Annotated in this window: 10 protein-coding genes and 2 pseudogenes; 9 read left to right on the top strand and 3 right to left on the bottom strand. The window is 69.4% G+C overall.

Translation table 11 applies throughout. The annotated features are described in order from the left end of the window. The first annotated feature begins 49 nt into the window (after positions 1–49). From EL340_RS14945 to EL340_RS08955, 4 genes are all read left to right on the top strand, one after another. Positions 50–193 carry a hypothetical protein gene (locus EL340_RS14945; protein ID WP_164719366.1) on the top strand — a complete coding sequence of 48 codons (144 nt, stop codon included), beginning with the start codon at positions 50–52 and terminating at the stop codon, positions 191–193. Between the two features lie 303 nt (positions 194–496). Then, positions 497–823: a hypothetical protein gene (locus EL340_RS08965; protein ID WP_126414305.1), complete on the top strand. Its 327-nt coding sequence runs from the start codon at positions 497–499 to the stop codon at positions 821–823. Positions 824–1,125: 302 nt separating this feature from the next. Next, positions 1,126–2,202 (top strand): C2 family cysteine protease, encoded by a 1,077-nt coding sequence (locus tag EL340_RS08960; protein ID WP_232022963.1) that lies wholly within the window; start codon positions 1,126–1,128, stop codon positions 2,200–2,202. 26 nt (positions 2,203–2,228) lie between these two features. Continuing rightward, positions 2,229–2,768: a hypothetical protein gene (locus EL340_RS08955; protein ID WP_126414303.1), complete on the top strand. Its 540-nt coding sequence runs from the start codon at positions 2,229–2,231 to the stop codon at positions 2,766–2,768. A 115-nt stretch (positions 2,769–2,883) separates the two neighbouring features. Here EL340_RS08955 and EL340_RS08950 read toward each other — a convergent pair. Beyond that, positions 2,884–3,914, bottom strand: a pseudogene (locus EL340_RS08950) (IS3 family transposase). A gap of 393 nt (positions 3,915–4,307) precedes the next feature. On the opposite strand from EL340_RS08950, the pseudogene EL340_RS08945 reads away from it, so the two are divergent. Further along, positions 4,308–5,314 (top strand): annotated as a pseudogene (locus tag EL340_RS08945) (IS481 family transposase). A gap of 9 nt (positions 5,315–5,323) precedes the next feature. Next, entirely contained in the window at positions 5,324–5,716 is a 393-nt protein-coding gene (locus tag EL340_RS08940; RefSeq protein WP_126414302.1) for a VOC family protein, read from the top strand. Positions 5,717–5,864: 148 nt separating this feature from the next. On the opposite strand, the gene EL340_RS08935 is transcribed toward EL340_RS08940, so the two are convergent. Then, the gene (locus EL340_RS08935) at positions 5,865–6,062 is read right to left on the bottom strand and encodes a hypothetical protein (RefSeq protein WP_126414301.1); all 198 of its coding nucleotides are present in this window, start codon (positions 6,060–6,062) and stop codon (positions 5,865–5,867) included. A 703-nt stretch (positions 6,063–6,765) separates the two neighbouring features. Here EL340_RS08935 and EL340_RS08930 point away from each other — a divergent pair. From EL340_RS08930 to EL340_RS08920, 3 genes are all read left to right on the top strand, one after another. Further along, complete coding sequence (locus EL340_RS08930) at positions 6,766–7,218, top strand: cupin domain-containing protein (RefSeq protein ID WP_126414300.1); 453 nt, start codon at positions 6,766–6,768, stop codon at positions 7,216–7,218. A 239-nt stretch (positions 7,219–7,457) separates the two neighbouring features. Then, complete coding sequence (locus EL340_RS08925; protein ID WP_126414299.1) at positions 7,458–11,246, top strand: WD40 domain-containing protein; 3,789 nt, start codon at positions 7,458–7,460, stop codon at positions 11,244–11,246. A gap of 210 nt (positions 11,247–11,456) precedes the next feature. Next, a complete protein-coding gene (locus tag EL340_RS08920; RefSeq protein WP_126415409.1) occupies positions 11,457–12,206 on the top strand; it encodes a CDP-alcohol phosphatidyltransferase family protein in 750 nt (249 codons plus the stop codon). Between the two features lie 90 nt (positions 12,207–12,296). Here the strand turns inward: EL340_RS08920 and EL340_RS08915 are convergent, their stop codons facing one another. Then, positions 12,297–13,295 (bottom strand): hypothetical protein, encoded by a 999-nt coding sequence (locus tag EL340_RS08915; protein WP_126414298.1) that lies wholly within the window; start codon positions 13,293–13,295, stop codon positions 12,297–12,299. Positions 13,296–13,303: the final 8 nt, after the last annotated feature.

Below are 13,303 nucleotides of genomic sequence, written 5' to 3'. Positions count from 1 at the left end.
CTGATAGTGACTGTGGGGCCGACCGCCATAGAGCTAGCCACCATCTCCGATGAGCTCACCAGCTCAGCCGGGCCCCGCCTGGTCCACGATGCTCTCCGATGGTGTCGCCTCCGAGGGCGCTGACGTGCGGGTCACCGACGTGGCCACGCTCATGTTGGAGGCTGTGCGCCGCGGCGGGGAGCAGGCGCCCTGAGGCGTCGTGAGTCGTCCGGGGCCACCCTGAGGCTCCCCGGGTCTTTCTGAGTCGTGCCGGGTTGTGCCGGGTCGGGGTTGTGCGGGGTTGTGCCGCAGGGGTGGGTTGCGCGCCTGGTGGGGTGGGTGTTGATGGGGAGTTCTCCCCGGGGTGCCGGGCCGATGGTCCCTTACTTTTTTCTGGATGCACGATTAGTTTTCTCATCGTTCCCTGATTCCTACAAAACCGCTCCAGGACACGGCACGGGTGACTGGTGCCCCTTGGGGTGGTGTGTGATTGGAGTGGTCCCTGGTGGTGTTGCAGGTGGTGCCTGACGAGCTGGCGCGGGCGGTGTCGCTGGCTGATGAGTGCTCAGCCGTGCTGGGGCCGGTCAGCGTTGAGCCCGGCAGCAGCGGCGACCTGGGGCCGGCGGTGCTGGTAGCGGCCGCGGCGGCCTACGCCACCACCCAGACCTGCGGCGCCCGCGACGGCGCGGCCGGGGCCGACCAGATCGCTGACGGCGTCAAGCACGCCATGACCAGCCTGGCCGAGGCCGACGAGTCCTCAGCCAGCGGCGCCCAGGGGCTGATGGCTGCGGGCGCGGGTGCCCGTGCCGGTGGGGGGCGTGGCGGCCTGGGGGTGGGTCGATGAGTGCGGTACCAGTCGGACTGTCAGGGTTGGCTGCTGTGATCGCTACGCGGGTTCCTGGTTCTCCTGGTGGGGTCAGGGCTCTGGCTGCGTCCTGGCGCAGGTCTGGGGACAGGATTGGTGAGGGGGCGTCGTTGATGTCCTCGGCGGGGTCGTCGGCGCCGTCGTGGCAAGGGGCTAGTGCGCAGGCTTTCTCGGCTGCGGCCTCGTCACTGAGTGATGAGCTCTCCGGCAGGGCTGGGGAGCTGGGGCGTGGGGCTGGTGTGATGGATGCTTATGCGGGTGTCCTGGAGCGGGCTCATGGTATGGCCGCTGAGCTGCAGGCTCAGGCTGCTCGCCTGCTGGTGACCTCGATCACCAGTCCCGCGACGGCTCCTGCCTGTCAGGTGGCGGCCACCGTCATCACCACCACCTTCAACGCCCTGTTGTCCACCGTCGACCTGGCAGCGACCACCGCAGCCGCCTCACTGGCTACCGCAGCAAGCACCGGTCCACGAAGCGGGAAGAACAGTGAGCCGTCAGAAAACAAGGGAAGCACACCGCAGCTTTCAAGGGAGGACAAGAGGCGGTTGCGGGAGCAGGCTGACGGCAACGGCGACTGGGACCCCGACGCCCACCAAACAGTCATTGGTGACTGCTACCTGCTCGCCACCCTCCAGGGCTACTCCCAGACCGAGGACGGTCAGCAGTTCCTGCGCGACCAGGTCAGGTGGGATAAGGGCAAGAACTGCTTCGTCGTCACCCTCTACGACAACGGCAAACCCGTCTACGTCGACGTGGATGACTACTACTCCGAGGGCACCAAAGATGACCAGGGGCGACCCACTCTCATGAGCCTCTACGAACGTGCTTACGGCAAGCACTTCGGCTTTCAAGACCTTGACGACGGCGGTGTGGCTGAAGAAGATGCTATGGAGGTCAGCACGGGCACAGATGCCTACCACGTCGACACGTGGGGCTCGGAACCTGGCTGGTTCGGCTGGACCTTTCCAATAGAGGACCACAAGTACGACCAAGGTGAATGGGACACCATTAAGAGCGCCGTTGACTCCGGGCAAGTCGTTGTCGGGACAACCACAGGAGGGGATTTCAACAATGGAAACAAAGTCACGGCGGTAACCGACACCAACCGTGATGGTAAAATTGACGCCACCAGCGCGGGCGGGAACGACGCACAGTCGGACAAAGAACAAGAACTCACAATTAGCGACCACCACTCATATACCGTTGAAGGCATCGACGACAACTACGTTACCCTACGCAACCCATGGGGGAACAACAAGCATCCCGACAATGTTGCAGAGCCCGGGGGTCTCATCCGAATCACCCGAGAGGACTACGAAAAGTACTTTGCTCGCACAGGCATCAGCCCAGTACCCTGATGCGGCAGACGTCCAAAAGAGTACCTATGACAGATATGCAGCATGATCGCAGTAAGGCAACAATTGGCGACGTGAGAAACGATGCGACATTGCGCGAGTATGACGGATATACGAGAAGGGTGGGAAGCAAGAAAACAATGCTGCAAGCAGCCATCGTCATTGTTGTTGCGATTGCGGTGGGGGCGGGCGGCTGGCTGTGGTGGACCCACCCGAGCACCACGAGTGTTTCCTTGCCGGCTGAGGTAGACAGGGGTGAGACAGTCCCCCTCGCTGATTCACTTCCTCCCCCACAGACCAGAACGGGAGCGCTGGGGTATGACAGCCTACGCTCCGAGCGCCATCAGTGGATCGCCTCGGTGCGCTGGACCCCCATGGGAGGGAAGCCGACCACGTACGAGATGCACCTGGGTGAGAGCGTCCACATCGACGGCCTGGGCACCATCACCCTCCTCGCCGTCAACCCACCGCCCCTTCTCTCAGACCAGAAGTCTGGCGGCTGGACTATCAAGGTCAACATCAACCTCAACCCAGACCTGCACTGGTGTAAACCCTGGAACCCCTGCTGAGCCCGTGAAGACGGCTGGTCTTCACTGAACTCGCCTCATCTGGGGATGCCTTTGTCCAACGCTGCGCTTCTAGAACTCGGGGCCTTGTCCCTTGTTGTTGGACGTGGGGGTTGGTTTACGCGGCGGTTGCCAGCGTAGTGGTTGAGGTCTGTTGCTCGTAGGTGGTTGGGGGTAGGTGGCCGCAGTAGGAGTGGCGGCGTACGGTGTCGTGCGCGGGTGGGCTACCTGAAGGTCTGGCGCCGGCAGGTGAGCTCATCGGCCCAGGAGCGCTGGTCCATGAGGACCTCACGCTTCAACGTGGCATTAAATGACTCGGCCAGCGCGCCTGTCGCGCTGGAGCCGACTGCTCCCATGGACTGGGTCACCCCGAGCCTCTTGCCCTCGGCGGCGAAGTCCTTGGAGGTATAGACCGATCCGCGGTCGCAAGTGGAACACGGCGCCCTTCAGGCTCCCTCGAGTGGCCGCGGCCTGCTGGAGGGCCTCGATGACCAGGGAGGTGCGCATGTGGCCGCGCAGCGCCCAGGCGACCAGGCGCCGGCCGTGCGCAGTCGATGACGGTAGCCAGGTACAGGTTCGTCCCGTCGGCCAGGGGTAGGTAGGAGGGGGCACCTCCCACGCAGTGGGGGAATGTCACCGACGTACCTGTGGTTGGGGGCCGGGGCTGTGAATTCACGCTTGAGCAGGTCGGGGCACCTGGCTCCGGCCCGGTCCGGCACGGTGGTGCGCACCCGGCGCCGCCTGCGGTAGCCGGCGGGTACCCGCGGCGTGCATCAGCCGAGCAACCCGTTTACGGTTCACACGCCCGCCTGCTGAAGGGATCCCACCGGCTCCCCGGGCCGGGCTTGACGGCCTGAGTGTGAGGCTCAGCGTTGGCAGCCTCCAGGCGCGCGATCGGCTCTGAGGCAGTCTCCTGCGTGCCCGCCAGTCCGGGAGTCGTCGGGCCTGCGTGGACGCAGCCGGCTGACAGCTGGACTGCCATCGGCGCCGGTCTTACGCCCGGTAGCGTACCGGGCCAGCCACTGGCGCAGCGTGCCGCGCTCGACGCCCAGGTCCTGGGCGATCCCACGCACCGTCGCCCCCGGTGTCGTCTCGTACAGGTCCACCGCCTGACGCCGCAAGCTCCTCAGAGTAGCTCTTCCTAGCCATGCTCAGATCATCTCGCTCTCCCCAGCCCAAAGGCCGGAATCAGCGTGTCCAAACAACAGGGTCAAGCCCCGTGATGCGCCTGGCTGCTTGCCCGGTCGTCTCATTGACGACTGCGCGCCTCGTGATGGAGGGCTGACGTGGCGGCGAGGAGCACGACCAGGGGGGCCTTACTGGAAGGAGTGGCTGGAACAGCGCTGGCCGGCTCTCGGGAGGACGCGGAAGTTGAAGGGCATCATGAGCCGGTCCTGTTAATTCCTGTCAATGCTCCCCTGGACCTAAAGGTCTTCGCTAGCTGTTGTGGGTCATGAGGTTGTAGTCGTGGGGGCAGCGGGGCTTGGGCTGTCAGGATGGGTGGTGCTGAATCATCCTTCTGACATAGAAAGCCCTGCTGCCATGACCCACCGTAACGCTCCGCTGACGCCTCAGGGCCGCTACCGGCTCGTGATGCGTGTCCAGTCCGGTCGTCCTATCGCCCATGTAGCCGCCGAGGCCGGCATCGCCCGCGCCACGCTGTCGAAGTGGGTCGCCCGTTACCGCCAGGGCGGAACCGAGGCGCTTGAGGACCGCTCCAGCGCCCCAGTCCACCGTCCCACCCAGACCAGTGCCGAGACGGTGGACCTCATCGAGCACTGGCGCCGCACCCACAAGTGGTCTGCCCGCCGCATCAGTCATGAGCTCGCCGCGCGCGGGACAGTGGTGTCGGTACGTACCGTGACCCGCTGGCTGGACAGAGCCGGCCTGAACCGACGCCGCGACACCAGGCCCCACCGGGCAGTCCAACCGGGTCAGCAAACCTATCGTGGCCCGTTTCCCGGGCCACATGATCCACCTGGACGTCAAGAAGGTCGGACGCATCCCACCCGCAGGGCGGCTGGAGGGCCCACGGGCGCGGTACCCCTGAGGCGAAGGCCTCCAAGCGGGGCAAGGCAGCCAGGATCGGCTACACCTACCTGCACACCGCTATCGACGGTTTCTCCCGCCTGGCCTACACCGAGGCCCTGGATGACGAGAGGGCCTCGACCACGATCGGCTTCTTCTGCCGGGCCCGGGCCTTCTTCGCCGACCACGGCGTGACCAGGCTCGTGCGGGTCGTCACTGACAACGGAGCGAGCTACCGGGCCCGGGCCTTCACCACAACCATTACCTCCCTGGCCTCACGCCACCAGAGAATCCGCCCCTACACCCCGCGCCACAACGGCAAGGTCGAGCGCTACAACCGCATCCTGGCCGAGGAGTGCCTCTACGCCCGCAGCTACTCCTCAGAGCAGCAGCGCCGCGACGCCATCGCCGTGTGGAACCACCACTACAACTACCATCGGCCCCACACCGCCTGCCACAACCAGCCACCCGCCACCCGCGTCCCAGCACACGTCACCAACGTCATGACCTCATACAGCTAGCCTGGAGGCATGATTGATCACATCTCGGTGAGTGTCAGTGATCCGGTGGCCTCGAAGGCCTTCTATGAGGCGGCGCTCGCGCCGCTGGGCTACCGCGTCGTCATGGAGTTCGCGCCCTTCGTTGGGTTGGGTGCCCCGGCGCCCGGTGCGCCGGAGGATGATTCGGTGCGCGCGGACCTGTGGCTGGCCCCGGCTGAGAAGCCGACGCCGTGCCATGTCGCTGTGACGGCGTCGTCGACGGCGCAGGTGGACGCCTTTCACGAGGCGGCCCTGGCGGCGGGCGGCACCGACAACGGCGGGCCCGGCGAGCGCCCGCACTACCACCCCGGTTACTACGGTGCCTTCGTCCTGGATCCCGACGGCAACAACCTCGAGGCCGTCTTCCACGGCACCGGCGACTGAGACCGGCTCGCGCGCCTCAGTCCCACCGCTCCTGCCTTCGTCACGGCCGTCGTCGACGGGGACATGAGGAAAGGTCCCCGTCGACGCAGAGTCTCCCCGGCCGGTCCCAGGCGGGTAGCGGGGCCGGGGGAGGCGGTGCGCTTGGAGGTCATCTACTTCCGGCGTCGGTGCTTCCACCGGTGATGAGTGCGGACGCGGCGCGTGTGACGCCGATGAGCACCAGGCACAGGCAGAGGACCCCGGTCAGGAGCGCGGTCAGGACGGTCTTGAGCCAGCGGCGCCCGGAGTGCTCGCCGGCGCGGGTAAGACCCTGGCTCGTGGGGCGGGAGGTTGTCATCGCAGTCATGACTCCAGACTGCGTGATCGTGGCCCGCGGCACATCGGGCTGGTGGGTGATCCCCCACCAGCCCATATCCATCCGAAGGAGGGTGAGTGCCGGCGAGCTTCCTACTCAGGTTGGAGGCGAGAGGCGGTTGGGGCGGTCGGCGGGAGGTGGTCCCGGCTGCGGCGCTCCAGGCCGGGGCGGTACCGGTTGTCGGCGGTGTCGGTCGGTCCCTTCCGTCCCGCGCGGCCGTGGACGGGGGTGAATCCGATGAGCACGCGGGCGCGTAGGGTGATTTCGCCCTGCGCGGCCGTCTGCGGGGACCTTCTGCGCGTACGGGGACAGAAAACCTGCACCCGTTGGCGTGAGATGTCCCCGCACGTGAGGGGTGTGCCAGGACACGTGAGGGGTATGCGGGGGAGGGGAACACGTGAGGGACGCGTGACAGGGCTCCGGGGAGGTCCGGCAGGGCCTGGATGTTCCGGGCTCGCCGCACTACCGTCGAGATCAGCTGGCGCTGCCGACCGGCGTTGACCATCGACCGGCAACGGGAGCTGCCCGGTGTCGCGGCCCCGCCCCATCGAGATCCATCGAGGCCTTAGACACCGTTGGGCGACGCCGACCGCTGTCCGTCTGTGTCCGCCGCGCCCGCCGGCCCCGGGTTCTCGGCACCGGATCCGCACCAGACCCGCGCCAGTCCTCTATCCGGCTCCAGGAAGGACCCGCCATGACCGCCACCACTGATGAGACCGTCTTCGCCGCCGAGAACGTCTTCGGCAGAGGCGAGGCGAACACCGCCTTCGCCCAGTACTTCTCCGGCGAGAGCTTCCTCAAGCCCCTCGTGACCGACCCCGAGTGCGCAGTGAGCGTCCACAACGTCACCTTCGAGCCCGGCTGCCGCAACAACTGGCACATCCACCACGCAACCTCCGGCGGCGGCCAGGTCCTCATCTGCACCGCCGGCTCGGGCTGGTACCAGGAGGAGGGGCGCGACGCCGTCAGCCTCGATCCGGGTGACGTCGTCTTCATCCGCGCCGGCGTCAAGCACTGGCACGGGGCCAAGGCCGACTCCTGGTTCTCCCACATCGCCCTGGGCGTGCCCGGGGACAGCCCCTCCAACGAGTGGCTCGAGCCCGTCGACGACGCCCACTACGACGCCCTCGGCGGTGACCGCCGGTAAATGTCCGGGTGTCTCGGGAAGATATCGAAATGGTCGGCGACTCACTCGTCGACGGGCGAGCAGAGCCTCTGCGAGCCCTTCCCGGCGGTGCGCGGTGGCGCGGAAGACGGCGTCACCGCGTGTCGCGCGCCCGGCGTGGCGCCCTCTCAGCCGCGGATTTGCCAGATATCACTCAGGTAACTGCTCGCAATCGGCTCAAGATGCCGCAGATACCTCGCAGAGATCTCTAGACTTCAACCATGACTGTGCCTTCAGAGACCTCGGGGACGATCGACCCTCGCGAGGTGTCACTGTATGCCGGCCACTTCGACGCTCTGTGGGGAGTGGCCTGGAGCCCGGATGGCACGCGGCTCCTGTCCGGATCACACGACGGTACCGCCCGTGTCTGGGACGCCAGCCGCGGCACCGAGCTGTTCGCGCTGGCCGGCCCTAGTCTGTCCATCAGCGCCGTGGCCTGGAGCCCCGACGGCACGCGCCTCCTCACCGCGGCGGAGGACCACAGCGTGCGCATCTGGGACGCGACCACCGGCGCCGACCTGCTGACCCTGGGTGTCGGCGGCTCCGGCGTCGGCGGGGCGGTGGCCTGGAGCCCCGACTCCACCCGCATCCTCACCAGCTTCGACGACGCCTCGGCCCGCATCTGGGACGCCGCCAGTGGCCAGGTGGTGCGCACCCTGTCCGGCCACACGGACCACCTCACCGCCGTGTCGTGGAGCCCCGACGGGACCCGGGTGGCCACCGCCTCCGACGACGGCACCGCCCGGGTCTGGGACGTCACCACCGGCACCGAGCTGCTGCGCGTGGGCCCCATGGCCTTCGTGGGGCGCGGCGGCACGGTGGGCGCCGACGGCAGGCCTGCCCACGTCGGCCCGATCGAGCCGATGACCGGGCTGTCATGGAGCCCGGACTCGCGCCGCATCATCACCGCCTTCGACTCGGCCGAGCCCCGGGTCTGGGACGCCGCCACCGGCGAGGAGGTCCTGAGCCTGCACGGCCGCGACCGCCGTTGGGTGAGCGTGGTCTCCTGGAGCCCCGACGGCAGCCGCATCGTCACCGACGACATCTCCGGCACCACCGCCCACATCTGGGACGCCGCCACCGGCGAAGAGCTGCTCAGCCTGCGCGGTCACACCCAGTGGGCCTGCGCCCTGGCCTGGAGCCCGGACTCCCGCCGCGTGGCCACCGGCTCGCACGACGACACCGTGCGCGTCTGGGACGCCGCCACCGGCCAGACCCAGCTCGTCCTGGGGGCCGGCAACTCCGTCGAGACCGTCTCCTGGAGCCCCGACGGCTCGAAGCTCACCATCGGCGCCAAGGTCGGGGGCAACCGCGTCTGGGACGCCACCACCGGCGAGCCGCGGCTGACGGTGGACAACGGTGCCCGCGAGCTGAGCGAGGTCGCCTGGAGCCCGGACGGCACCCGCCTGGCCACCTCCTCCTACCTCTCCCCGCGCGTCCTCATCCTCGACGCCTCCACCGGTGACGTCGTCCAGGCCCTGACCGCCGGCGAGGACGACGTCAACGACGTCGCCTGGAGCCCGGACAGCGAGCGCATCCTCACCGGCCTGGGAGACGACCGCGCCGCGATCTGGGACGCCGCCCGCGGCGAGCGCGTCCTCACCCTTGAGGGGCATCGCGACATGATCACGTCGGTCGCCTGGAGCCCCAACGGCCAGCGCGTCCTGACCGGATCCCAGGACGGGACCGCCCGCATCTGGGACTCCACCACCGGCGAGGTCATCCACACCTACACCGGCAACTGGGTGCGCGACGTCGTGTGGACCCAGGGCGGTCCCCGCGTCGTCACCGGCAGCGCCGACGGCGCCGCCCACGTCTGGGACGTCATCACCTCCGGCGAGCTGGTGACGCTGCGCGACGAGGGCGCCATGGTCCGCTCCTACGCGTGGAGCCCCGACGGCACCCGGGTGCTGGCCGGCTTCGACGACGGTGTCGTGCGCGTCTGGGACGAGGTCTCCGGCAAGGTCGTCCTGTCCCTGGCCGGCCACCGCTTCGGCGTCACCGACGCCCAGTGGAGCCCCGACGGCACCCTGATCCTCACCGGCTCCGAGGACGGTACGGTGCGCCTGTGGGACGCCTCCACCGGTGAGATGACCGGACTGTTCCTGTGCTTCCTGCCCGACGGCGGGGTCGCCATCCTCGACGCCCCCTCCCTGAGCCTGCGCTCGGGTCCCGGTGAGGTCTGGGACTATCTCGGCCGCCCCGAGATCCTCGCCGGCCAGCTCACCCGAGTGGGCGTGGAGCGGCGCCAGTACATCAGTTCCGACCCGCTGCCCGACGTCGCCGCGGAGCCCGCTCCGGCCGCCCAGACGGACCAGGGCCCGGTCTCGGAGGAGCCCTCCGAGGCACCCCGGGCGCCTGAGGCCGCCGAGGTCAGTGAGGCGCCTGAGGCTGCTGCGGTCGTCGAGCCCGCGCAGCGGCCGGAGCACGGGTCTGCGGCGTCGGCCGGTTCTGCGGCTGAGGCCGAGGCCGCGCCGGCAGACTCCGGTGCTGCCGCCCAGGTCGGTGCCGTGGTCGACGAGAGCGTGACGGACCAGGCCGAGGCGACACCGGCCCCCGCCCCCGAGACCGCCGACGACGCTCCTGGTGAGACCGTGGCTGAGCCCCCTGCCGAGGGCGTCGCCGAGTCCGTCGCGGCGGAGGCCGAAGAGCCCGCAGCCGCCGAGGCCGAGATCGCCACCCCGGTCTCCGCCCCTGAGACGGAGGACTCGGTCGCCGCCCGCCAGGCCCGGCACGCGGCCGAGACCGCTCACACGCCCGCTGAGGTCGTGGAGGCGGCCGAGGTCGCTGAGGCCCCGGTGAGCTCCGAGCAGCCGGCTGCGCCGGCCGAGACCGAGCCGGTGGCCGCGCCCACGGGTGAGACCCTCCTCGTCCAGCCCTTCCCCGTCGACCAGGGCCTCGTGGACGGCGAGGTGACGGCGCCGCCCGTGACGACGCCGTCGGTGGCTGGGACGCCCGTCGCTCCCGCTGAGGAGCAGGGCGTGACCGAGGTCGGTGCCGAGGCCGTCATCGAGACACCGGCCGCCCCGGTGCCCCAGACCGACTCGGCCGCCAGCGCGCGCCGGGCCCGGCACGCGGCCGCCACCGCCCAGACCCCCGCCGAAGCAGTCACCGAGACGGTCACTGAAACGGTCACTGAGCAGGGTCACGAGGGCGCCGCCGAAGCGGTCGTCGAGGAGGCCCCGGCCGCACCGACCCAGGTGGCGCACTCCTCCGGGACGGCCGAGTCGGCCTACGAGCCGGTGGCGGTCCCCGCCGTCGAGCACGTCGGCGGTGAGCCCGTGGCCGCGCCCACCGGTGAGACCGTCGCCCACGTGGGCCAGTCCGAGCCCGTCCAGGCGGAGACCCCCGAGCAGCAGCCGACGGCCGTCTCCGGTGAGGCCTGGGATCACGTGGCGGCCTCCGGTTCCGAGGCCGTCTCCGCGCCGACCGCCTCGACGCCCGAGGGCGAGCCCGAGGACCGCGCGGCGCAGGAGGCTCCCGCCGAGCAGTCCGACATCGAGGAGAACGCGGAGAACGTCGCGAGCTCTCAGACCCCCGAGGTGCCTGCCGGGCCCGCGGAGACCACAGAGGCCGCAGAGGCAGAGGCTGCGGGCGCGGCCGAGGCGGCTGCGGAGGAGCCCGTCGAGCCCGCCCCGGCCCCCTGGGGGGACGAGGAGCTGCGTCGTCGGATCTACACCGAGGTCCAGGAGTTCGTCGCCGCCATCGCGCGCCGCGACGTCAACGAGCTGGCGAGCCGCTACGGGATCGCCGGCAACGACCTGGCCGGTCTCGACGAGCAGCTGGCCGGCCTGTCCGCCCCCGCCGCCGACCTGGCCCTCTACCCGGTGGAGCAGGCCGACGACTACGTGGACGGCCTCCACCGGCTGAGCCTGAGCGAGCTGGAGGGCGGCGGCGTCGTCATCACCAGCGAGCTGTGGGCCCACGACGCGGACACCGGCGCGCGCCTCATCGCCCACTGGAACCCCATGGGGATCTACCCCTTCGACTTCCGCAACGTGAGCGTGTGAGTCATCTCCTGTGAGCGCCTTCCGGGCGCACCGCAGCCAAGTGCGTCCTCGTCCCAGCAGGGACGGGGACGCACTCGGTTCCCGGGCAGGATCGGTGAGCCGGCCGAGGGGCGAGCGCGGTCAAGGGCGGTACCGCCTGCGAATATGTGCCGAGACTGTGAACCGCATAGACTTCCCACCATCAGTGTCACCCACCGAGAGGGGATGTTTGTGTCGACGGCGCAGTACCCGGCGCGGGCCCGTGTCGCCGCCTGGGCAGTGCACATCTTGACCATGTCGGGGCTGGTGTGGGCCAGCCTGGCCATGCTCGCCACCATCCACCCCCGCCGGGAGTTCACCTGGATGTGGTTCTGGCTCCTCGTCGCCCTCGTCGTCGACGGCGTCGACGGCACCCTGGCCCGGCGCGCCAAGGTCTCCGAGATCATCCCCTGGTTCGACGGCGGCATCGTGGACATCGTCGTCGACTACCTCACCTGGACCTTCATCCCGGCGGTCTTCATGTACGTGGCGCTGCCGATGGGCCCCAGACCGGTGGCCGGCCTGCTCATGGCCCTCATCCTGAGCTCGTCAATGTTCTGCTACGCCAACAAGCAGTGGAAGTCCACCGACTACTACTTCGTGGGCTTCCCCGCGGCCTGGAACATCGTGGCCCTCATGTTCTACGTGCTGCAGACCTCGGCGACCGTCAACATCATTGTCACCCTGGTCTTCGTGGTGCTCACCCTCGTGCCCACCCACTACGCCCACCCGGCCAGGGTCAAGCGCTTCCGCACCCTCAACATCGCCGCGGTGGCGGTGTGGTTCCTGGCCACCTGCTGGCTGGTGGCGATCCATCCCCAGCGGCCCCTCAGCCTGGTGGCCGTCATCGTCGTCTCCGGTGGCTGGTTCCTGCTCGCTGGGGTCCTGCGCTCGATCCGCGGTGCGGAGCGGGACACGGTGCTCACCGGATCCAGCTCCTGACGGGCCGGCTGCAGGCACGTACCCACTCAGCACGACGGCCACCCTCCATGAGGGGGTGGCCGTCTCGTCGTCCTGCCGGGTGAGTCCTGCTCAGCCGGCGCGTGGGGCGCGCAGGCCCCGGGCGACGGCCACGTCCCGCAGCCAGCGCCCGCCCTCGAGCAGGAAGGTGGCCAGCACCAGCCCGATAACCACCATGATGACCCAACCGGGGTAGCCGTGGCCGTGGCCGTGGTCGCCGGCCAGGAAGAAGTACACGTAGGGCGCCACGAAGGTGATGAGGGTGACGAGGAACCCAGCGAAGCGGACGCGGCGCCGTCGGCCCGCGACCATCGCGATGATGCCCCACGTGTAGGGCACCGCGGTGACGATGTCGATGGTCCACAGCACCCAGGGGTTGCCGCGGAAGCCGGGGGCGTAGACGGCCGGCAGCGCCCGCAGCGAGGAGTAGATGAACACCGTCGCGTAGGCCAGGAACCGGGGGTTGTGCAGGAGCCGGACGATGCCGGCGCGGGGTACCAGGTCCACCTCCGCCTCGCGCAGGGCGGCCAGGGTGTGCCGCGAGACGCGCAGCGGGTCGGTGCCCTCCAGAACCGTGCGCAGGTAGCTGATCTGCGCGGGCGTCCCGGTGGCCCACTCATCCAGCAGCCGGCGCGGGCTCACGGCGACAACGACGGCATCGTCCTCGGTGGCGCCGCCGGCCTCAGGGGCCCCGGAGCCCTCGGGTGCGTCCAGGGAGGCGATGTGGACGAGGTGCTCGCCCAGGACCGCCCGCAGCCGCCCCAGCTGCGTCGGGCTCACCTCGCTCAGCCACAGGCGCTGCCCGTGCTCGACGGCCAGCGACAGCGCGTGCCCCAGCGCCCAGCCGTGCTCGTCGGGGGCCAGGAGCTCCTCGGGGACGGAGACGTGGGCGAGCTCGGGCACCTCGGCGACGTTGAAGCGCGTCAGGTCCCCGACCCGGTCGACGACCGCCACCGCCCGCAGAACCTCGGGGTCCAGGACGTGACGTCGGACGACGGGCAGCTCGGTGACGGAGCGCAGGGCCATCAGGTCCATCACGGAGGAACGGGAGGTGGGAGCGTGTTCGGGCATTGAGGCGA

Origin of the sequence: Actinomyces viscosus (genome assembly GCF_900637975.1) — a bacterium.
Lineage (GTDB): Bacteria > Actinomycetota > Actinomycetes > Actinomycetales > Actinomycetaceae > Actinomyces > Actinomyces viscosus.
The sequence above is the reverse complement of the archived record's forward strand: the minus strand, read 5'-3'. Positions and strand labels throughout refer to the sequence as shown.